The following is a 21269-nucleotide window of genomic DNA, read 5'->3' as shown; positions in this document are numbered from 1 at the left end:
TCAAATCAGTTGGATTTCCTCCGTTGCTTTGCTGAATGTAAACAAGCAGTCATCGCATATGCTGTCATATAACGACACAGGAGGTGGACCGATGAGCGGTTTTGTCATGGCACTCGTCCAACTGTGGGTCGAAGTCCCTGCTATGGTCGGCTATATCAGGGGGCAGGCGTTCCGTCGACCGCTATCGAAAGCGGAAGAGGCTGATTGCTTGAAACGATTGGCAGAAGGCGATGAAAGTGCGAGAGATGAGCTCATTGAAAGGAATATGCGCCTCGTCGCTCACGTCGTAAAAAAATTCCATCCAAAACACGAACAACTAGACGATTACATTTCCATCGGAACAATCGGTCTAATGAAAGCTGTTAATAGCTTTACACTTGACCGTAAAACGAAGCTCGCGACATACGCAGCCCGTTGTATTGAAAACGAAATTCTCATGTACTTGCGCACACAAAAGAAAGTGCAGAAAGACGTATCACTGTTCGATCCGATCGGTATGGATAAGGATGGCCAGTCCCTTCAGATAGCGGACTTGCTGCAGACCGACGAAGAGGCGCCAATCGATACTGTCCAACAGAAAGAGCAAAAAGAGAGACTGTACCGCCATCTCGGAAAATTGGACGGCAGGGAGCTGGAAATTATTCAAAGAAGATACGGCCTCCTTGACGATCAACCGATGACCCAAAAGGAGATCGCCCAACAGCTCAACATTTCGAGAAGTTATGTCTCACGGATTGAGAAAAGGGCCATCGTCAAGCTCTATCAGTTATTTAAGCATGAATATAACGAATGAATATCATGAACGGACTGGAGTCAAAATGAAGAGGCGTTTCCTCCTACGGGGCCACGGGCCCTGTGAAAGGAAACGCCTCTTTCGCATCTTTCTATTCACGCTTCATGCCAAATCAGTCCGAACTAACCTCACGCGAGATAACGACTGTTATTACTGCCGATATGATGAAAACACCAGCCATTAGATAAAACATAACTGAATACCTCCCTCAAAACAATCTATGACATACTATTATCTTACCATAATCATTTTAGAATTTCGAGATAGCGTGCATAACAATTTCCGAAGAGTGTTTTGCAGCTAAAGGCAAGAACTCATCAAAACTGACGGACGATTCTTTTCCCGCAATATCGGATAATGCACGAATGACGACAAATGGCGTTTCGAACTGATGGCAAACTTGCGCAACAGCGGCAGCTTCCATTTCTGCTGCAATCATTGTAGGAAACTGCGCTTTTACAATTTCCACCCGTTCCGCATCACTCATGAACACATCTCCGGAAGCAATCAAACCGACAGCATGAGCATGCTCTCCGACTTCTTCCACTGCCTCTTTCGCTATTTGAATAAGCTTTTCATCTGCAGGGAACGAAGGGGGCATCCCGGGAACTTGTCCGATTTCATATCCAAAGGCCGTTGCATCGAAGTCATGATGTCTCACTTCGTCAGATATGACGACCGTCCCGACTTCAAGCGAATCTTTAAAGCCGCCGGCAGACCCAGTGTTGAAGACGACATCAGGTGCAAATTGCTGAATGAGTAATGTTGTCGCGATTGAAGCGTTCACTTTCCCAATTCCACTTTTCACGAGCACGATATGATGTTGTCCGATTTTCCCTTCAATGAATTCACAACCAGCTATAGTCTCAACTACCGGTTCCTCTATTTTGCTCCTTAAAATTTCAACTTCTTGTTCCATCGCTCCAATAATTGCTATTTTCATTGTTGTACAACCTCCGAATAAACAGGTGCGCTTAGGCACCTGTTCAATAATCAAAATCCAATGTATTTAAAATATCCATTTGTACAGGCTTCCAACCCTCTCCATCGACCCATTCAAGATAAACGCGGTATTTCTCTGATTTGTCTCTCGTTGAAACGATTCCGATCGATTTCTGCGGACTTCCGCCGTTTTTAATCTTCCAGTAAATCAATCCTTCTTCAGAATGTCCTGTCGCGTATGCGATAGCCTTTTTCTTCTCATTCCAGTCAACATGATTAACATCATACTTTGACTCGTGTGCTCCCGTTTGAACAGTACCGATCGGCTTCCATGCAGGATTGATGACAGTTTCTATGATGATATCGTCATTATCCGGAACGATGATAACAGAATCTTGCTCCTCTTCATCGTCATCAGCATTTTCATCATTGCTGTCAGATCCGCCGGATTCTTCGTTTCCATTAGAAGACTGTTCCTCTTCCTCTTCCTCTTCCTCACCTTCGTCGTTAGCAACTTCAGTTGAACTATTTCCGTCATTGGATCGATCAGATTCGTTTTCATCTTTCCCCGATTTGCTATCGATAGAACCCGATTCTTCGATATCCTGTATTTCAGAGGAGCTCCCTTTTTCATCTTTATCATTATTCCCGGTAATGATGGAAGCGCCGACAATGATAATGAGTAAGACGACAAGACCGATCATTATATTCAAAAGCTGATTGCTCCGGTTGCGCATTTTCTTTCGATTGACACGCGAGTACCTTGGATCATTCCCTTTCATCCAGCTTTCCCCCTATCAGCATAAATTAGAAAGGCCGCCCTCATTCGAAGGCGGCCATAGAGGTCACTTAATTTCAACAATAACGACCGACATTTCCCCACCAGGAGTTAAGATTTTCACTTCATCGCCTTTACTGCGACCAATTAAACCTTTTGCAATTGGTGAATCGTTGGAGATCAATCCTTCAATTGGGTTTGCTTCCGCCGAGCCGACGATTGTATAAGTTTCCTCATCTCCGTCTGGCAATTCTTTAAATGTAACCGTTTTCCCAAGTTGTACTTCATCGGTGTTCATTTCGTCTTCTGTAATGATGACGGAATTGCGGATCATCGATTCCAGAGTAGAAATTTTCCCTTCGACAAATGCCTGGTCTTCTTTTGCGGAATCATACTCCGAGTTTTCCGAAAGGTCCCCATAGCTTCGTGCAATTTTAATACGCTCCACGACTTCCTTGCGTTTTACGGTTTTAAGATATTCCAGTTCCTCTTCGAGTTTCTTCTTCCCCGATGCAGTCATCGGATACTTTTTCTCTGATACCATCATACAACACTCCTCATATTCCTGTTCATAAAAACACTATGCCGCTCCTGCTAGAGGTATGCGACATAGTCTCATTTATATTGAATTCTGACTTCATCATATTACAATTTCGTTCCATATTCAAGAATTGTTTTTATTTTCGTGACCATCAGGTCGATGGCAACCTCATTTTGACCGCCTTCAGGAATGATAATATCCGCATATCGCTTTGTTGGTTCGATGAATTGATTGTGCATCGGACGGACAACCGATAAGTATTGTTCAATGACCGATTCAATCGTTCGCCCCCGCTCATGAATGTCCCTCATGAGGCGTCTAATGATGCGTAAATCCGCGTCTGTATCGACAAAAAGCTTAATGTCCATTAATTCCCGGAGCCTTTCATCCTCCAATACGAGAATCCCTTCCAAAATGATGACATCTTTTGGTTCAATCAGTATTTTCTGATCCGATCTCGTATGGAGGGCATAATCGTAGACCGGTTTTTCAATTATTTCCCGATTGAGTAGCTTCCCGATATGTTCAATCAATAAATCTGTATCAAATGCAAGCGGATGATCATAATTCGTTTGCAATCTTTCTTCAAACTCAAGATGAGATTGATCTTTGTAATAATAATCTTGTTCTATGACGACAACCGAATGCTCTTTGAATACGTCATAAATTCGGTTCGTGACACTCGTCTTCCCTGATCCCGAACCACCGGCAATGCCGATGACAAGAGGTTTTCTCCTATCCATTTCTTTTCCTCCCACAAATACAGGGTTCTTGCTCAGTCCCTCTTTTTTACAGCAACCAGGATTCCATCGCCGACCGGCAGCAATGACGTTTCATAGTTTGGATGCTTCATGACCCATGAAGTAAATTCCTTCAAATTGCGAATCATTGTCCGATTCCGTTTCGGCACTTCTTCATCCGGAATCATCACTGCGCCATGCATGAACATATTATCGCAATAAATAATGCCGCCCTCCGCTACATGCTCGGAATATTTTTCAAAGAATCGTTTATATTGCCCTTTCGCTGCATCGATGAATAGGGCATCATATTGCAAATTCGGAAGCGATTCATCGGGCAGTAGGAGGGCGTCTCCTTCGATGATTGTAATCCTGTCTCCAAAACCGCTTCGATTAATATATTCCACAGCCTTTGCATATCGCTCATTATCCCGCTCAATCGTAACGACAGAAGCCACCTTTAAAGCAGAAACCATCCGGATAGCAGAATATCCTATTGCGCTCCCGATTTCAAGTATTAGCTTCGGACGTTGGATTCGAAGCAGTCCGATGAAGGTCTCGATTCCACTTCGATCCATGATTGGAATTCTCTGTTCAGCAGCGAACTCCTCCATTTCACGGACCAATGGACTGTCGGCTTCACGTAGCTTCGAAATATATGTTTCAAAGTCTTCCATTCAAGACACTTCCAATCTGTTTGTGTCGATCAATCGATATATAATTGCTTGTTTTTCAAATGCTCCTCATACGTCTTCGCAAAATGGTTTTTCCCATCCTCATCCGCTAGGAAATAAAAATAGTCTGTAATTGATGGGTCTACGACAGCTTCTATCGAAGATTTTCCGGCATTTGCAATTGGACCAGGAGGGAGGCCTGTGTGCATATACGTATTATACGGATCCTCAACTTTCAAGTCTTCAAGCAAAACCCGACCTTTATGTTCTCCTAAAGCGTATAACACGGTCGGATCCGTCTGCAATGGCATCCCTATTTCCATCCGATTGTAAAAGACGCTGGCGATTGTTTCCCGATCGGCTTTCGCCGTCGCTTCCCTTTCAAGGAGGCTTGCGAAGGTGAGCAGCCAATGGACGGACTTCTCGTTGCTTTCCAAATATGCAAAATAAGGTGTTACGTTATCAGACGTTGCATCCAACATCGTTGTAACGACCGTGTCGATTGTAGGCTTTTCCTCATAAAATGGATACGTTGCAGGGAATAAATACCCTTCCAACGGATATCTTACATCTTCTCCCAAAATCTCATCGGTTAAAATGTTCGGATACCTTCCCATCAGATCTATAATTGTCTGCTCATCATTGACGTAGTCCAAAAACTCTTTTTCAGGTATGCCTGTCCGCTTTTCCACAATGGCAGCAATCTGTTTCAACGTTAACCCTTCAGGAATTGTCATCGTGAACACTGGTGTCCTGTAGACTTTCCCCGTCTTGAGGCTTTCGATCAATTCATCCAATGTCATTGCTTTCGTCAGACCGTAGGAACCTGCCTGGAACTGCGATTCATTGTTGAACTTTGCATAATACTTAAAGATCCTTGCGTCTTTAATTAGCCCTTTTTCTTCCAACGTTTCCGCAATCGATGTTAATCCCGATCCAATCGGAATTTCCACTTCTATTACTTCTTCCGAGTTCGGGTCGACCGGTTGAAGAGCCTCACTTATGTATTTATAAACAGCTCGACCCCCAATTAGGCCGCCGATAATAAGAACGAGCGCGACAACAAATACGATACGCCTGACGATTTTCACTTCTTTTTTCTGCTCTAGCATCTTTTCGAACATCTGATCCTTTTTCGAACTATTATCCATCCAGCATCACCTCATTCAGAACAATTTCTATCTTCTAAAAGGTTCAACACAGTGAAAAGACGGAATGGCCTGCACCATTCCGTCCGTGCACATATGAATTATTCTTCGTCCTCGTCTTCTGCAAGGAATGTGTTTAGCATTTCTTCGATCATGTCCCATTCCTCATCAGTTTCGATTGGCAATAGTTCCCCATCTTCGTTGTCCTCAGACGGAATGAAAGCTGAAGCGTGAATTTCAACTTCTTCGTCATCGTCCACTTCTTCACCTAAAATATGATAGAGGACATATGACTTTCCGAAATCTTCCGATTCAAATGTAAAGATGACTTCACATACATGCTCTTCACCGTGCTCGTCTACGACTGTCATTGTTTCTTGTCCATGTTCCATTGTTAATCACCTCATCTATTTTTTGAATCAAGATACCCTTGGAGTATCATGACTGCAGCCATCTTATCGATGACCGTCTTCCTTTTTTTCCTGCTGACATCAGCTTCGATTAACATCCGTTCTGCCGCCATCGTCGTTAAACGCTCATCCCATAGCGTAACAGGCAGTCCAAACGCCTCTTTCAACATTTCAGCGAATCGAATGGAAGCTTCCCCTCTCGGACCAACGGAGTTATTCATGTTTTTTGGATATCCGACTACAAATGAGGTGACAGCGTATTCAGTTACAAGCTCCTGAATTCTGGACATGCCAAATTGGCCGGCACTTTCATCAATTTTAATCGTTTCGATGCCTTGGGCTGTCCACCCAAGCGCATCGCTGATTGCAATACCGACCGTTTTGGATCCGACATCCAATCCCATTACCCTCAATTCGTTTTACCTCCGTTTTCACGGATATAAAACTTCACCAATTCCTCGAGAATCTCGTCCCTCTCCAACTTCCTGATGAGGTTACGTGCTTCGTAGTGGCGAGGGATGTAAGCCGGGTCGCCCGATAAGAGGTAACCGACAATTTGGTTGATAGGATTGTAGCCCTTGTCTTCCAGCGCTTTGTGCACATGTAGCATGACCTGTTTCACTTCTTGCTCCATCGATTCTTCAGGAAAGTTGAACTTCATCGTCTTGTCGTATGAATTCATAGTCGACACCCCGCTTTCCAATCGTCCGTTTGCAAATCGGATACCTTTCCCACTTACTCTATACCCGACATCCATTTCCGCTTAAACGGATTTGACATAATCATACACGGAATGGAGTGCTTCATCAAGTTTAGATGTATCCTTCGCACCCGCCATCGCCATGTCCGGACGACCTCCGCCCTTACCGCCACAGAGAGATGCTACATGATTGACGATTTTCCCTGCATGGAAGTTCCCATTTTTCAAATCTTCTGTCACACCTGCTGCTAACAAAACTTTTTCGTCAGTTGCCGCCCCGAGTACGATTACACCTTTACTCACCTTTTGCTTCAATTCATCAATCATTTGTCGTAAGGCATTATTATCTTTCACATCCACTCTAGCAGAAAGAACTGTTACATCGTCAATTTGTTGTGCAGATGCAATGATGTCCGTCAGTTGGCTATTGCCAAGTTTAGCAGAAAGCGATTCGTTTTCCCGTTGCAGCTCTTTCATTTCGGATAAGTAGGCGCCCACTTTCGTCACGATGTCTTTAGGATTAGACTTCAAAAGTGCCGCAGCTTCAGTAAGAAGAGCCTCTTCTTTCTTAAATGAACGGTATGCCTCTTGACCCGTTACCGCTTCAATCCGTCTAGTTCCAGCACCGATACCGCCTTCCGATTCAATCTTGAACAATCCGATAGCCGAAGTAGACGGTACATGGCATCCGCCGCATAACTCAATCGAGTAATCGCCAACTGAAACGACACGGACGATATCTCCGTATTTTTCACCGAATAAAGCCATTGCTCCCATCTCTTTTGCTTCATCGATCGGTTTCTGTTCGATTTGGACATTGATATCCGCCCAAATTTTTTCATTGACGATTTCTTCGATCTTTTCAAGTTCTTCCTTCGTCACTTGCCCAAAATGGGAGAAGTCGAATCGAAGACGATCAGGGCCGACATATGAGCCTGCCTGATTCACATGCTCACCGAGTACAGTCTTCAATGCTTTATGAAGAAGATGTGTTGCCGTATGGTTTTTAATCGTCATTTTACGCGATTCCGCATTTACTTCAGCAAAAACTTCTGCATTGTTCGCTATTTCACCGGAACGAACAATTGCCGTATGTAAATGCTGACCATTCGGTGCCTTTTTTACGTCTTTTACATCTACGATGAATGAATCGCTTGAAACAGTACCTTTGTCTGCGATTTGCCCGCCACTTTCCGCATAAAAAGGTGTGCGTTCAAGAATGAATTGGATTTCATCGCCTTCAGAAGCATGTGCAACCAGCTCGCCATTATGCAAAAGTGCATTAATTGTTGTTTCACAAGATAATTGATCATAGCCGATGAATTCGCTTGGTTCATGGATATTGCCAAGCACTTCCGATTGAACATGCATTGAATCAACATCCAGTCGTGCAGCCCTTGCACGTTTACGCTGATTGTCCATTTCTTCGTCGAATCCAGCCCGGTCGACTGTAACACCAGCTTCTTCTGCAAATTCCTCTGTCAGTTCGAAAGGGAAGCCATACGTATCATATAGCTTGAACGCATCCGCACCTGACACACTTCTGTCACCTGCAGCCTTCGCTTTTTCAATAACTCCATTCAAAATGGCTAATCCTTCGTTCAATGTTTCGTGGAATCGCTCTTCTTCGTTCTTAATGACTTTCATGATGAAAGATTCTTTTTCTTTTACTTGAGGATAGAAGTCTTGCATCACTTCTCCGACGACAGGGACAAGTTCGTACATGAACGGTTTATTAATACCCAATTGTTTAGCGAACCGAACAGCGCGGCGTAATAATCTCCGCATTACATACCCTCTTCCTTCGTTGGAAGGTAATGCCCCGTCGCCGATTGCGAACGCAACTGTCCGGATATGATCCGCAATGACTTTGAATGCCGTATCTTTCACTTCGTCCTTGCCATACGTTTCCCCAGACATTTTTTCAACAGAGTGGATGATCGGCATGAACAGGTCTGTGTCAAAGTTGGTTGGCACTTCCTGGATTACGGAAGTAATCCGTTCAAGTCCCATTCCAGTATCGATGTTTTTCTTAGGAAGAGGTGTGTACGTATGATCCGGATTATGGTTGAATTCGGAGAACACCAAATTCCAAATTTCCAAATAACGTTCGTTTTCGCCGCCCGGGTACAATTCAGGATCCGAGAAATCGTCTCCGAATGCAGGACCGCGGTCATAGAAAATTTCGGAGTTCGGGCCACTTGGACCTTCACCGATATCCCAGAAGTTCCCTTCCAAGCGGATGATGCGTTCTTCTGGAATGCCGATTTTATCTCTCCAAATTGCGTATGCTTCATCATCTTCCGGATGAACCGTTACGGAAAGTTTTTCTGGATCGAAGCCGATCCACTTTTCGTTCGTCAGGAAATCCCATGCCCGGATGATCGCTTCTTCTTTGAAATAGTCGCCAATTGAGAAGTTACCGAGCATTTCGAAGAATGTATGATGACGTGCAGTTTTTCCGACATTTTCGATATCGTTCGTACGGATGGATTTCTGTGCGTTGACGATACGTGGATTTACCGGCACGACTCGTCCGTCAAAGTATTTTTTCAGTGTTGCGACTCCGCTGTTAATCCATAGTAGTGAAGGATCATCGATTGGGACGAGTGGAGCCGATGGTTCTTCGCTATGGCCGTGCTCTTTGAAGTAGTCAAGAAACATTTTTCTAATTTCAGATGCTGTTAATTTTTTCATGAGTTTTCCTCCTTTAATAATCATTCATTGCCTAAACAAAAAAATCCCCGCCCCTGTACAAGGGACGAAGATTTTTCGTGGTACCACCCTAATTTACCGACATCGTCGGTATCTCAAGAAGCCATAACGCGGCTAACGGCAAGTGTTAGTTGCTCTCAGGAGTAGCTTTCCGGCAAACGACCATGGGAATCCTTGCAGCCTTGGGAATCCTTTCTGAACATGGCGGTAGGCGTACTTTCTCCGTCATCGAATTTCATATGATACTTAGGATTATAGGGAATCGCTATCCACATGTCAATCCATCACTTCTGAAAAATCATAAGGGCTGACACCTTGCATTCCAATCATTGGATCGATTCCAAATATCGTCTCCATCGTCAGCTTGAATTCTTTCAGACTTTCTGGCGTCTCCTCATCGGACACCACTACGTCCGATTGTTGGGCGTCAATCGGCTCGGCTTCCACGGCTTCGTCACTGATTTCCGCAACGAATTCCTTCCGTAGCCGGTCTTTCAATGTTGTCTGACGCTCTAGTTCGTCCGTCCGATTAATGCCGATTTTGAATTCTTCCGGCTCACCGCAAAGAATTAGGAAGTTTTTTGCTCTCGTAATTCCTGTGTACAACAGATTTTTACGAAGCATCTTCCTATACCCTCGAACGACTGGCATGACGACAATCGGAAATTCACTTCCTTGTGATTTATGGATGGAACAGCAATAAGCCAAGGTGATTTGGTTCAAGTCGTTCCGTTCATATTCCACTTCGATGCCATCATAGGAGACGATCAGCAATTCTTTTTTATCGACGGTCTCATTCGCCTTGATGATCGAGATGACTTCGCCCATATCTCCATTGAATACGTTGCTTTCAGGCTGATTGACGAGCTGGAGTACTTTGTCTCCGATTCGATAGACCGCTTCCCCAAAAACGACTTCTTTCCGATTAGGTCCCGGCGGATTCACCATTTGTTGGATCATCTTGTTCAATCCATCGATTCCTGCTGGTCCTTTATACATAGGAGCGAGCACTTGGATGTTTTTGATGTGATGACCTTTCGAAATAGCGTTTTTGATAACCTGTTCTACGACTTCGAGGATTTGATCACCGTTTGCCTTGATGAAAGAGCGATCGGATGTTTTCCGCGTGATGTCATCCGTCCATTTCGCATTTTTGATCATATGCGCCATTTCGATTATCGTCGACCCGGCACTCTGGCGATAGATCTCAACAAGCTCCACGACAGGAATTTTTTTCGACTCAAGCATATCTTTCAACACTTGACCTGGACCGACAGGCGGAAGCTGATCTTGGTCCCCTACAAAAAGGACTTGTATATCATCATGCAATGCTTTCAGGAGCTGATGGGCGAGCCAAGTATCGACCATGGACATCTCATCGATGATAATGAGCCTTCCTTCCACTTCCCTTCCGATTGCATCATCCTTCTCTTGGCCATTGAAACCGAGAAGCCGATGAATCGTCATTGCCGGCAGCCCTGTCGACTCCGACATCCTTTTTGCAGCACGACCCGTAGGAGCCGCTAAAACGATTGGAAACGTCTCTTCTTTTTCAACATATACTTTCGGGTCGAGTGAAAGCCCATGCAACTCAGCGAACACTTCCACCAATCCACGGATGACCGTTGTTTTTCCTGTTCCAGGTCCTCCTGTCAAAATCATGGCAGGCGAGTGAAGCGCCTTTTCAATTGCCGCCACTTGGGTTTCGGCATAATTGACGCCTAGCCTTTCCTCCGCTTCACCGATCGCCTTGCGGATTTCGGAAACCGGAAACTTATCGGAAAAATCATTCTCCATAATCCTTTCCAATTTAGAGGCTATACCGATTTCTGAAAAGTAAAGAGAAGGGATATACAGCCTTTTCCCTTCGCCGCAAAGCTTTCCTTCCTCCACCAACTCAATGACACATTTAGAAATGTGATCGAAAGAGATTTCTTCTGATTGGCTCGTTTCAAGCAACCTTTTCACTTCGGGCAACACAGTATCTGCCAGTAAATAAACATGGCCAGCTGACTGTACACCTTGATTCATCGTATGGAGAATAGCGGCTTTCACACGAGAAGGATGTTTTCCTGTTATCCCTAATTGCCTTCCCAATTCATCCGCACGCTGGAACCCAATCCCCTCCACGTCCTCGATGAGTCTGTACGGATTCTCTTTCAACAGTTCAACAGCTTCTTCTCGATACGTTTGGTAGATCCTCATTGAAAGCTGGGGTCCGAATCCCCAGTCATTCAATTGGACCATACTCCGTTCCAAGCCGAGATTTTCCTGCAAAACTTTAACGAGCGTCTCCTTCCGTTCTTCCGAAAGCTTTGGCACTCTATCCAGTACAGAAGGGTTTTCTAATATAAGTGTAATGGCGTCTTTGCCTAATGTTTTGACGATCGTGTCGGCAGTTTTCCTGCCGATTCCAGGGAAGAGATCACCGGATAAATAATGGACGATTCCTGTTTCGGTTTCAGGCATCTCTTTCGTAAACGTATGGACGTCGAACTGCTGTCCATAAGTGGCATGATTCACAAGTCTCCCCGTCAGCCTGTAGTCATCTTCGTTCGCGAGTGGCGGGAAGTTTCCTTTTATGACGATTTCTTTGTCTTCATAGCCACTATTCGTTTTACTAATTTTCATTTTCACGATGGAAAAGAGATTATCAGGATTGTGGAAAATGGTTACGACAGGTCGTCCAACGATGAAAATCGCTTCATTATTCCCTTTCCCTTCAGCCATACGATCACCGCCTTGTGTATCCGTCCATTTTGGAAATTAACCTAATTTGATCATATCGTAAATATATCGAGCTTGCGTATGTTCCGGTTCAATTGTGAATGCCTTTTCCAAATGGAAAAGTGCATCGTCTTTCTGATCGGTAGAGACAGCATAAAGCACACCTAAATTATAATGGGCGTCTGTATTCTCATCGTCTTTCTGTAAAACAAACACTAATTCCTTCCTTGCCTCTTCAAAAAGTTCCATTTCGGCAAGGAGGATCCCATAGGCCAAACGGATCTCTAGATCATTAGGCGCAAGCTCGGCCGCTCTTTGGAAATACGGCAATGCGAGTTTAAATTGATCCGAATGTTTCAAGCTCTTGCCAAGCATGAAATAAGCATCTGCTTCATTCAGTCCGGCACGTATGGCCTTTTCATAGATTTTAGCAGCCTCCTCGAACCGATCATTCGTATAATAGAGATTGCCTAATCCATAAAGTGCGGAGCCCGCATTTTCATCCAAACTAATCGCCTTCTGGAAAAAACGTTCAGCCCTCTCCGTGTCACCTGCAGAAGCGAAAACATTTCCAAGATTAATATAACCGACCGGATTGTCTGGCTCCTCCTCTGCTGCCTTCATGAATGCTTCAATTGCCTTTTCAAATTCCCCGTCCTTCAGGGCTTTGATTCCTATTTCATTGTATTTCATAAGCCGTTCCTCTCATCCTACGTAATCTAGTTGTACACCATTTTTCACGACAGTGTCGATCGTTCCCCCACCTAGACATTCTTCACCATCATAGAAGACGACTGCTTGTCCCGGGGTGATTGCCCGGACCGGTTCTGCAAAAATGACTTTCGCTTGACCATCTCCCGTTACTTCGACGGTCACTTTCGTATCAGGTTGACGGTAACGGAATTTGGCCGTGCATTCAAAAGTAGCCGGCAATGTCCGAGCAGTCGCGAAGCTAACATTTGTCGCTGTCAAGCTGTCGGAATAAAGTGCTTCATGATGGAAACCTTGTCCGACGAGCAATGTGTTCTCCTTCAAGTCTTTCCCAAGTACGAACCATGGTTCGCCTGAGCCGCCAATTCCTAACCCATGACGTTGGCCGATTGTGTAATACATGAGGCCATCATGCTTACCGACGGTTTTTCCATCCATCGTTTTCATGTCACCCGGCTGTGCTGGCAAATAGTGTCCAAGAAATTCCTTGAAGTTCCTTTCACCGATAAAGCAAATGCCTGTGGAATCTTTTTTCTTAGCAGTTGTTAACCCAGCCCGCTCAGCAATTTGACGGACTTCCGATTTATCGAGACCACCGATCGGGAAAATGACTTTTTGCAATTGTTCCTGAGTCAGTTGGTTGAGGAAGTACGTTTGGTCTTTGTTTGCATCTTTCCCTCTTAGCATGGCAACTCCTTCATCCGTTTCGACGACTTGTGCATAATGCCCTGTCGCTAGGAAATCTGCGCCGAGACTCATTGCATGGTCTAAGAAGGCATTGAATTTTATCTCTTTGTTACACATGACGTCCGGGTTCGGAGTTCGTCCGGCTTTGTATTCATCTAGGAAATAAGTAAAAACTTTATCCCAATATTGCTGTTCAAAATTGACCGCATAATATGGAATTCCTATTTCATTACATACGCTGATGACATCTTCATAATCTTCAGTTGCTGTACAGACGCCGAATTCATCCGTATCATCCCAGTTTTTCATGAAGATCCCAATGACTTCATATCCTTGTTCCTTCAGTAGCAGTGCAGCGACTGACGAGTCGACCCCGCCAGACATGCCGACAACTACCCTCGTTTCGGATATTGGTTTATTTGTAGTTCTCATATCTTTTCATCCTTTATCATTCATTTCACAAGCCGCTTAACAATTTCTGCAGTTTTGCTCGCCACTTCAGCAATCGTCTGTTCATCGAGACCAAGGCCGAAGCTGAAACGCACTGAATTTCGCAATTTTGGAGATTCACTGCCCCACATTGCAGATAATACATGCGACGGCTCAAGGGATCCAGCTGTGCATGCTGAACCGCTCGAAACAGCGATGCCTGCCATGTCTAAATTCACGAGCAATGATTCGATTTCAGTTCCTGGGAAGCTGAAGTTCACAACATGCGGAAGCCGATTCGCTTCTTTTGCATTCACTTCGAAAGCGATTCCTTCCCGCTCAAAAACTTCACTCAAGATTGTTTGGTAGCGGTTATATTTTACAGAATTTGCTTCCATTTCTTTCTGGGCTATGTTCACAGCTTCAGCAAAGCCGACGATAGCTGGAACATTTTCCGTTCCTGCACGTCTTTTCCGTTCCTGCTCCCCACCAAATTGAAGCGGTGTCGTCTGAAGGCCTTTCCGTTGATACAGAAAACCGACCCCTTTTGGTCCGTTCAGTTTATGGGCGGAAGCGCTCAACAAATCGACTTGCAATTCTTGTACATCCAATTTCAGTATTCCGAATGCTTGGACGGCATCCGTATGGAAAACGGCTTGATGGTCTTTTAATAGTTCTCCAATTTCCTTAATCGGCTGTATGGTCCCTACTTCGTTATTGCCGTACATAATTGTCACGAGCACTGTTTGATCGGTTAGTACATCAGCTACTTGACCTACAGTTATTTGCCCATTTTCATCGACTGGCAAATAGGTGACACGAAAGCCGTTTTTTTCCAATTCCTTGCATGAATTTAAAACGGCATGATGTTCTATCGCAGTCGTAATAATATGGTTGCCTTTTTCCTTCATTGCCGAGGCGGTTCCAAAAATAGCGATGTTATCAGCTTCCGTACCACCAGACGTGAAAATAATTTCAGTCGGTTCGGCATGGATTGCTTCCGCTATCGTCTTCCGGGCGTCATCCAAAAGTTTACGGGAAGTCCGCCCGAAGCTATGGATGCTTGAAGGATTGCCAAATACAGTATCCATTGCATTTACATAGGCAGCACTCACTTCCGGATGGATCGGTGTAGTTGCTGCATGGTCCAAATAAATTGTTTGCATACTAATACCCCTTTGAAGGTTAAATATAGAACATATATCCATCGAGCCCTGTAGATTCATCAGAGTCGACTAAATCTTTTATTGTCGTCGTATCCAAAACTTCGCGAATGGCTTCGCCGATACGGTTCCATAATGACTGTTGCGGCAGATTGTCATCGTCAATGCCTTCAACGACTTGTATCGGGCCTTCGAGCAAACGAATTACGTCTCCCGCTGTAATATCACTCGGTGGCTTCGCAAGTTTGTATCCGCCGTACGCCCCCCGAACACTTTTCACAATACCGCTATTTCGCAATGCCGGGATGAGCTGTTCTAAATAGGCTTCCGACAAATTATGCTCTTCCGCGATTTTCCGCAAGGGAAGAGGACCTTCCCCATACTTTTTACCAAGTTCTACAACGACAGTCAGCCCATAGCGACCTTTCGTAGAAATCCTCATATATAACCAACGTCCTTTTCTCGACTTTTCAACTTCGTATTTCATCAATACACTTCAAAATATTATAGCATAACTGCTGTTACAGCTACCTTCAAATGACTTCCTGCATTTGGTCGTGTATAATAAAGGAACGGATGTACGGGGGAGTGATTGGATGCATAATGAACCACTAGCATTTCGAATGAGACCTAAAACGATAGACGAAGTCGTTGGACAGCAACATATTATCGGTAAAGATACAGCGCTCTATCGGATGATCAGCAAAGGGCATGTTCCATCCATGTTGTTGTACGGAGAACCTGGCATCGGAAAAACATCAATGGCATATGCGATTGCCGGAACGAGCCAGTTGCCTTTTATTGCATTGAACGCGACAGTTTCAGGAAAAAAAGATGTTGAAGATGTCGTTGCGGAAGCGCGGATCACTGGAAAAGTCATTCTATTCCTCGATGAAATCCATCGTTTCAATAAACTGCAGCAAGATACGCTGCTGCCCCATGTCGAAAAAGGCTCTATCATCTTAATTGGTGCAACTACGGAAAACCCCTTCCACGATGTAAATCCGGCAATTAGGTCGCGTTGCGGGGAAATCCTCCAATTGAACCGGCTCGAGCCACAGGATCTCGTCGAATTGTTGAGACGTGCATTGCATGATGAACATCGCGGTCTTGGTAAAATGACAATTGAAATGACGGATGACCAAATTCAAAAAATCGCCGATGGAACGAATGGAGATGCGAGAAAAGCGCTCACATTATTAGAATCGGTCATTTCAGCGAGCGATGACGAAGACGGCAAAATTGTCGTGGAAGATTGGCTTATTGAAAATCTAATTGGAAGAATCGGCCTCGTTGGCGATAAGAAGGGATCGCATCATTATAATCTGTTATCTGCATTGCAGAAGTCTGTGCGAGGCAGTGATGTGAATGCGGCGATCTTCTATTTAGCCAATTTGCTTGAAACAGGCGATCTCGTCGCCGTCTCTCGCCGCTTGCTCGTCATGGCTTATGAAGACATCGGCTTGGCTGCACCTGAAGTAGGCCCACATGTGCTTGCCGCAACGGAAGCCGCTGTTCGGCTCGGCATGCCGGAAGCGCGCATTCCATTGGCGAATGCTGTCATTGAAATGTGTCTTGCTTCTAAATCAAATTCTGCGTATAAGGCGATTGATGCCGCGGTCAGAGCAATCAACGAAGGAAAAACGGGAGACATCCCCTTTCACTTGCGAGACACACATTATGCAGGAGCAGCGGCACTCGGGCATGAAGGGTATCGATACCCACATGACACACCGATCGGTTCTTTCGGCGGCTGGGTAAACCAGCAATACTTGCCAGATAAGATCCAAAACGAAGAGTATTATGAGCCTGTTATTGCGGGAGAAGAAAAAAGGTTAGCAGCCATTTATGAAAGATTGAAGGAATTCAAGAAGGAAAAATAATAACATACGTAACGTACAAAAGCACCATCCCGGCCTTGAGGGGAGGTGCTTTTCCTTATTATAAAATATGCTGATCCATTTTTAATACAAGTTCCGCTATTTCTGGTTTACTTACTTGATCATTCGCTCCGACACTGACCCCTTTATGTTTTAGTTCATCCGTGATCAATGAAGAAAAAATGATGACCGGAAGCATTGCAAGTTTTTCATTTTCGCGAATCCGTTTAGTGAAATGATGTCCATCCATTTGCGGCATTTCAATATCGGTAATGACGAGCTGAATTTCATCTGAAACTATTTTCCCGTTGGCGACAAGGCTTTCCAAGAAATCTAATGCGTCTTTTCCATTTTCAAAAAACTCGATATTACCATAGCCTGCTTCCGTTAACGTATCGCTTAATAACTTGCGAAGTAAAGGGGAATCTTCTGCAATCAGAATCTTTTTGTTGGATCGCTCCCTTAGCCCAAGCTTGCGAACCTCTTCGACTTGAATGCCACTTTCCGGGTTGATGTCGACGACTATTTTCTCAAAGTCTAGCAATAGGAGCATGTCTTTGTCCCGCTTGATAACCCCGATGACTTGGGAGGCGTCACTTGAATATAAATCTGCAGGTTTTTCGATCTGGTCCCAAGATACACGATGGATTTGCGCGACTTCATGGACATGGAAAACAACTTCTTGTTTATTGAAAGCAGCGACGATATATTTCCCTTCGTTCTTCCCGATTGTTTCCGGCAGCCCCATCACTTTTTCCATGTTAATAACGGGAAGGACAGCTCCTCGGAGCTGAATGATTCCTTCAATGGACGGATGGGCGTGTGGGATAAATGTTATGGGGGTAGGCAGGATGATTTCCTTCACTTTGATAACGTTGATGCCGTAGCGGTTCTGCCCCATTTGAAATTCTACGATTTCGAGTTCGTTCGTTCCGCTTTCGAGTAAGATTCCATCCTGTTTATGCAATGGTTTCATTCCTTCCGATTTCTATATGTAAGCACATTTGTTACATTCGTTCTATGATGATATTCCTATAAAATAATTGTAGCAGTTGGGGAATGATGGAACAAGACTATTTTTAGAACGAAAATCGACAGAACGGCTCCCTTTCCGCGGGCGTCGCCTCAGCCAATCGAACAGCGAAAGCCGTCACGAAGAACGGCTTTTGCGAGTAAAAGCGTAGCGTTACGAGCACCGGCACTGCCGGAAATCAATATTTATAGTTTCACCTCTTTTTTAAAAGAAAAAAGACTACAGACAAACACCAAATTCTTTGGGTGTTAGCCTGCAGTCTGAGCCGTTTCCCTAGTCAACAGGGAAACAGCTTGTACTTACTTCTTGTCCTTCACTCTTTCAACGTAGATATCTTTTACGATGTCGTTGAGGACCCAGCTGGCGCAGACTAAGCCTGCGACGGATGGAACGTAGGCGTTTGAGGAGGGCGGCATTTTCGCTTTGCGGATTTGCGCATCGGGCTTACCGACTGTACCGACGACGTCTTCTCTGACGACAATTGGACTTTCATCCGAAAACACTACAGGGACTCCTTTTTTAATGCCTTCTTTTTTCAATCGGAGTCTGATCACTTTAGCAATCGGATCCGTATGTGTTTTGGAAATGTCCGCTATTTGAAAGCGGGTCGGGTCCAGTTTGTTCGCAGCACCCATGCATGAAATGATTTTGATCCCTCTTGAGACACATTCCTTAATAAGATGAATTTTATAACTGATTGTATCAGATGCATCGATGACGTAATCCGGAGCATAACCAAAGATTTCTTCGTATGTCTCTTCCGTGTAGAACATATGAAGGCCAATCACTTCGCAATCTTTATTTACATCATGAATGCGTTCCTTCATCACTTCCACTTTTGATCGGCCGATTGTAGACAAGGTTGCAACAAGTTGACGGTTGACGTTTGTAATATCGACAGTGTCTTTATCAATAAGAATGATCCTGCCAACGCCGCTACGTGCGCATGCTTCGGCTGCAAATGAACCAACGCCCCCGACTCCTAGTATAGCGACCGTCGTATTTCGCATACGTTCGACGCCTTCCTTACCGATGGCAAGTTCATTCCGTGAAAATTGGTGTAACAATGGTATTCCGCCCTTCCGTATTCAAATCAAAATAAAACCCCTCCGCAATAACGCAAGAGGGGGATATAGTCTACCAAAATTGTAAAAAGCAGTGAACGAATCCCGAATGTGCCGTCTTTGTAGTATCGTTTTGAACCCGCACTCAGCAGGTGGGTGCTCCATCAGTTTTTTCTGAAGTCCCTTATTAGGGCATTCCATCCAAAACAGAATGAGAGCTCCCTACGATAAATATGTTCGGTCAAAACTGATTTGCAAACAACGTACACTTCAGGATTCGTTATTACTTGTATACTACCATAGACGAGAAATGCGTTCAACGATTTTACTGCTGCAATAGATTACATTTTTGTTTCAAACGCTTGTCAAATTCTACTCATTTCGACTGGATAGAAATCCCCAACTCGGAAAGTTGTGAGCTATCCACTTGGCTCGGAGCTTCTGTCAGCAGATCGCTAGCACTCGCAGTTTTCGGAAATGCGATGGTATCACGGAGATTTGTCGAACCGGATAATAACATGACGATGCGGTCCAATCCGAATGCAATGCCGCCGTGTGGAGGCGTGCCGTATTCAAAAGCGTCGAGCAAAAATCCAAATTGTTCGCGTGCTTGTTCGACAGTGAAACCAAGTGCCTTGAACATCTTCTCTTGGACAGCGCGTTGGTAGATCCGGAGCGATCCACCGCCAAGCTCATAACCATTTAAAACGAGGTCATATGCTTGGGCTTTGACGCCGCTTGGATCTGTTTCCAGTCCATCCACGTCAGCTGGCATTGTGAACGGGTGATGGGCTGCATAATAGCGCCCTTCCTCTTCGTCATATTCGAATAGAGGCCAATCTGTCACCCATAGGAAGTTGAATTGTGTCTCGTCAATGAGATTCAACTCTTTACCAAGTTTCAATCGTAGTGCTCCTAATGCATCCGCCACTACTGATTTTTTATCAGCGACGAATAATAGAAGGTCGCCCGGCTCTGCAGTAAGAGCATTCGTCAAAGCAACTCCAGCATCCCCTTCAAAGAATTTTGCAATTGGACCTTTCAAACCATCCGCGTCAACTTTCAACCAAGCAAGCCCTTTTGCTCCATAACGAGCTGCATATTCACCTAACGCATCGATATCTTTTCGCGAGTATTTATCTGAAGCGCCTTTTACGTTGATCGCTTTCACTTGACCACCAGCTTCAACAGCACCTGCAAATACTTTGAAAGAAGAATCTTTTACGATATCGGATACGTCCTGCAACTCCATGCTAAAGCGAGTGTCGGGTTTATCTGAACCGAAACGTGCCATCGCTTCATCATACGGCATACGCTTGAATGGAATTTCGATGTCAATTCCTTTAACGTCCTTCATCACTTTTTTCATGAGACGTTCATTCAATTCCATAATATCTTCGATCGACATGAAACTCATTTCCATATCGATTTGCGTAAATTCAGGTTGACGGTCTGCACGGAGGTCCTCATCACGGAAACAGCGTGCAATTTGATAGTATCTGTCGAAACCGGACACCATCAGCATTTGTTTAAACAGTTGTGGTGATTGCGGCAAAGCATAAAATTCACCTTCATGCACGCGGCTCGGTACGAGATAGTCCCGTGCCCCTTCTGGTGTCGACTTCGTTAAAATTGGCGTTTCCACTTCCACGAATCCTTCCCCGTCGAGGAAATTACGGACTGTCTTCGAAATGTCCGAACGCATTTTAAATACACGAGCAAGTTGCGGACGGCGGAGGTCCAAGTAACGGTATTTCAATCGAATCTCTTCATTGACATCCGTTTCATCCTCGATAATAAATGGAGGTGTTTTCGCTTCGTTGATGATGTGTATGTTTTCCACATGCACTTCAATTGAGCCGGTTTTCAATTTGGGGTTCTTCTGACTCTCTTCACGCTCAACAACATTTCCTGTCACTTCTATGACATATTCATTGCGCACTGTTTCGGCAATTTCAAGCGCTTCACTTGAGAAATCTGGATTGAAAACGACCTGGACTATTCCTTCACGATCCCGTAAATCAATGAAAATCAGACCGCCTAAATCCCGTCTTCTCTGTACCCAACCTTGTAATGTAACCTTCTGGCCTATGACTTCCTCAGTCAATTGCCCGCAATAATGTGTCCGTTGCAT

At 44.6% G+C, this 21269-nt stretch carries 20 protein-coding genes and 1 other RNA gene; 2 read left to right on the top strand and 19 right to left on the bottom strand.

The window, feature by feature from the left end; genetic code table 11:
* Positions 1 to 91: 91 nt before the first annotated feature.
* The gene (gene sigK, locus MHZ92_RS13125; RefSeq protein WP_239432170.1) at positions 92 to 793 is read left to right on the top strand and encodes an RNA polymerase sporulation sigma factor SigK; all 702 of its coding nucleotides are present in this window, start codon (positions 92 to 94) and stop codon (positions 791 to 793) included.
* A gap of 250 nt (positions 794 to 1043) precedes the next feature.
* Here sigK and mtnN read toward each other — a convergent pair whose 3' ends face one another.
* The 15 genes from mtnN to cymR form a co-directional block, all read right to left on the bottom strand.
* Positions 1044 to 1736 carry a 5'-methylthioadenosine/S-adenosylhomocysteine nucleosidase gene (gene mtnN, locus MHZ92_RS13120; RefSeq protein ID WP_239432169.1) on the bottom strand — a complete coding sequence of 231 codons (693 nt, stop codon included), beginning with the start codon at positions 1734 to 1736 and terminating at the stop codon, positions 1044 to 1046.
* A 43-nt stretch (positions 1737 to 1779) separates the two neighbouring features.
* Complete coding sequence (locus MHZ92_RS13115; RefSeq protein WP_239432168.1) at positions 1780 to 2517, bottom strand: YrrS family protein; 738 nt, start codon at positions 2515 to 2517, stop codon at positions 1780 to 1782.
* A 63-nt stretch (positions 2518 to 2580) separates the two neighbouring features.
* On the bottom strand, positions 2581 to 3057 hold the full coding sequence (gene greA / locus MHZ92_RS13110) for a transcription elongation factor GreA (RefSeq protein ID WP_239432167.1): 477 nt from the start codon (positions 3055 to 3057) through the stop codon (positions 2581 to 2583).
* A 101-nt stretch (positions 3058 to 3158) separates the two neighbouring features.
* The gene (gene udk / locus MHZ92_RS13105; RefSeq protein ID WP_239432166.1) at positions 3159 to 3797 is read right to left on the bottom strand and encodes a uridine kinase; all 639 of its coding nucleotides are present in this window, start codon (positions 3795 to 3797) and stop codon (positions 3159 to 3161) included.
* A gap of 32 nt (positions 3798 to 3829) precedes the next feature.
* Positions 3830 to 4471 (bottom strand): O-methyltransferase, encoded by a 642-nt coding sequence (locus MHZ92_RS13100; protein WP_239432165.1) that lies wholly within the window; start codon positions 4469 to 4471, stop codon positions 3830 to 3832.
* Positions 4472 to 4500: 29 nt separating this feature from the next.
* Entirely contained in the window at positions 4501 to 5619 is a 1119-nt protein-coding gene (gene mltG / locus MHZ92_RS13095; RefSeq protein WP_239432164.1) for an endolytic transglycosylase MltG, read from the bottom strand.
* 98 nt (positions 5620 to 5717) lie between these two features.
* A complete protein-coding gene (locus MHZ92_RS13090; protein WP_239432163.1) occupies positions 5718 to 6008 on the bottom strand; it encodes a DUF1292 domain-containing protein in 291 nt (96 codons plus the stop codon).
* A gap of 11 nt (positions 6009 to 6019) precedes the next feature.
* On the bottom strand, positions 6020 to 6439 hold the full coding sequence (gene ruvX / locus MHZ92_RS13085) for a Holliday junction resolvase RuvX (protein WP_239432162.1): 420 nt from the start codon (positions 6437 to 6439) through the stop codon (positions 6020 to 6022).
* Positions 6436 to 6708, bottom strand: coding sequence for an IreB family regulatory phosphoprotein (locus MHZ92_RS13080; protein ID WP_060206092.1), 273 nt, complete (start codon positions 6706 to 6708; stop codon positions 6436 to 6438). The genes ruvX and MHZ92_RS13080 overlap by 4 nt, the downstream gene beginning before the upstream one ends.
* Positions 6709 to 6789: 81 nt before the next feature.
* Positions 6790 to 9423, bottom strand: a complete 2634-nt coding sequence (alaS, locus tag MHZ92_RS13075) for an alanine--tRNA ligase (RefSeq protein WP_239432161.1) — start codon at positions 9421 to 9423, stop codon at positions 6790 to 6792.
* Positions 9424 to 9717: 294 nt separating this feature from the next.
* Entirely contained in the window at positions 9718 to 12171 is a 2454-nt protein-coding gene (gene recD2, locus MHZ92_RS13070) for an SF1B family DNA helicase RecD2 (RefSeq protein WP_239432160.1), read from the bottom strand.
* Between the two features lie 36 nt (positions 12172 to 12207).
* Positions 12208 to 12861, bottom strand: coding sequence for a tetratricopeptide repeat protein (locus tag MHZ92_RS13065; RefSeq protein WP_239432159.1), 654 nt, complete (start codon positions 12859 to 12861; stop codon positions 12208 to 12210).
* A gap of 12 nt (positions 12862 to 12873) precedes the next feature.
* Complete coding sequence (gene mnmA / locus MHZ92_RS13060; RefSeq protein WP_239432158.1) at positions 12874 to 13998, bottom strand: tRNA 2-thiouridine(34) synthase MnmA; 1125 nt, start codon at positions 13996 to 13998, stop codon at positions 12874 to 12876.
* 20 nt (positions 13999 to 14018) lie between these two features.
* Positions 14019 to 15161 (bottom strand): cysteine desulfurase family protein, encoded by a 1143-nt coding sequence (locus tag MHZ92_RS13055; RefSeq protein ID WP_239432157.1) that lies wholly within the window; start codon positions 15159 to 15161, stop codon positions 14019 to 14021.
* 19 nt (positions 15162 to 15180) lie between these two features.
* The gene (cymR, locus tag MHZ92_RS13050; RefSeq protein WP_239432281.1) at positions 15181 to 15600 is read right to left on the bottom strand and encodes a cysteine metabolism transcriptional regulator CymR; all 420 of its coding nucleotides are present in this window, start codon (positions 15598 to 15600) and stop codon (positions 15181 to 15183) included.
* A gap of 154 nt (positions 15601 to 15754) precedes the next feature.
* Here cymR and MHZ92_RS13045 point away from each other — a divergent pair, with 154 nt between their 5' ends.
* Positions 15755 to 17041: a replication-associated recombination protein A gene (locus MHZ92_RS13045; protein WP_239432156.1), complete on the top strand. Its 1287-nt coding sequence runs from the start codon at positions 15755 to 15757 to the stop codon at positions 17039 to 17041.
* 58 nt (positions 17042 to 17099) lie between these two features.
* Here the strand turns inward: MHZ92_RS13045 and MHZ92_RS13040 are convergent, their stop codons facing one another.
* From MHZ92_RS13040 to aspS, 4 genes are all read right to left on the bottom strand, one after another.
* Positions 17100 to 18005 (bottom strand): chemotaxis protein, encoded by a 906-nt coding sequence (locus tag MHZ92_RS13040; RefSeq protein ID WP_370644722.1) that lies wholly within the window; start codon positions 18003 to 18005, stop codon positions 17100 to 17102.
* Positions 18006 to 18370: 365 nt separating this feature from the next.
* Complete coding sequence (locus MHZ92_RS13035; RefSeq protein WP_239432154.1) at positions 18371 to 19138, bottom strand: tRNA threonylcarbamoyladenosine dehydratase; 768 nt, start codon at positions 19136 to 19138, stop codon at positions 18371 to 18373.
* Positions 19139 to 19233: 95 nt separating this feature from the next.
* A non-coding RNA gene (gene ssrS, locus MHZ92_RS13030) (6S RNA) lies at positions 19234 to 19415 on the bottom strand.
* Positions 19416 to 19511: 96 nt separating this feature from the next.
* Positions 19512 to 21269, bottom strand: coding sequence for an aspartate--tRNA ligase (aspS, locus tag MHZ92_RS13025; protein WP_239432153.1), 1758 nt, complete (start codon positions 21267 to 21269; stop codon positions 19512 to 19514).

Source organism: Sporosarcina sp. ACRSL, assembly GCF_022346605.1.
In the GTDB taxonomy this organism is placed as follows: domain Bacteria; phylum Bacillota; class Bacilli; order Bacillales_A; family Planococcaceae; genus Sporosarcina.
The sequence above is the reverse complement of the archived record's forward strand: the minus strand, read 5'-3'. Positions and strand labels throughout refer to the sequence as shown.

Coding starts and splice junctions, on each gene's coding strand:
- udk (WP_239432166.1), bottom strand. CDS start 3,797: ATGGATAGGAGAAAACCTCTTGTCATCGGCATTGCCGGTGGTTCGGGA.
- MHZ92_RS13080 (WP_060206092.1), bottom strand. CDS start 6,708: ATGAATTCATACGACAAGACGATGAAGTTCAACTTTCCTGAAGAATCG.
- mltG (WP_239432164.1), bottom strand. CDS start 5,619: ATGGATAATAGTTCGAAAAAGGATCAGATGTTCGAAAAGATGCTAGAG.
- mtnN (WP_239432169.1), bottom strand. CDS start 1,736: ATGAAAATAGCAATTATTGGAGCGATGGAACAAGAAGTTGAAATTTTA.
- sigK (WP_239432170.1), top strand. CDS start 92: ATGAGCGGTTTTGTCATGGCACTCGTCCAACTGTGGGTCGAAGTCCCT.
- MHZ92_RS13045 (WP_239432156.1), top strand. CDS start 15,755: ATGCATAATGAACCACTAGCATTTCGAATGAGACCTAAAACGATAGAC.
- recD2 (WP_239432160.1), bottom strand. CDS start 12,171: ATGGCTGAAGGGAAAGGGAATAATGAAGCGATTTTCATCGTTGGACGA.
- MHZ92_RS13090 (WP_239432163.1), bottom strand. CDS start 6,008: ATGGAACATGGACAAGAAACAATGACAGTCGTAGACGAGCACGGTGAA.
- MHZ92_RS13065 (WP_239432159.1), bottom strand. CDS start 12,861: ATGAAATACAATGAAATAGGAATCAAAGCCCTGAAGGACGGGGAATTT.
- mnmA (WP_239432158.1), bottom strand. CDS start 13,998: ATGAGAACTACAAATAAACCAATATCCGAAACGAGGGTAGTTGTCGGC.
- MHZ92_RS13100 (WP_239432165.1), bottom strand. CDS start 4,471: ATGGAAGACTTTGAAACATATATTTCGAAGCTACGTGAAGCCGACAGT.
- cymR (WP_239432281.1), bottom strand. CDS start 15,600: ATGAGGATTTCTACGAAAGGTCGCTATGGGCTGACTGTCGTTGTAGAA.
- MHZ92_RS13115 (WP_239432168.1), bottom strand. CDS start 2,517: ATGAAAGGGAATGATCCAAGGTACTCGCGTGTCAATCGAAAGAAAATG.
- greA (WP_239432167.1), bottom strand. CDS start 3,057: ATGGTATCAGAGAAAAAGTATCCGATGACTGCATCGGGGAAGAAGAAA.
- alaS (WP_239432161.1), bottom strand. CDS start 9,423: ATGAAAAAATTAACAGCATCTGAAATTAGAAAAATGTTTCTTGACTAC.
- aspS (WP_239432153.1), bottom strand. CDS start 21,269: ATGCAACGGACACATTATTGCGGGCAATTGACTGAGGAAGTCATAGGC.
- MHZ92_RS13055 (WP_239432157.1), bottom strand. CDS start 15,161: ATGCAAACAATTTATTTGGACCATGCAGCAACTACACCGATCCATCCG.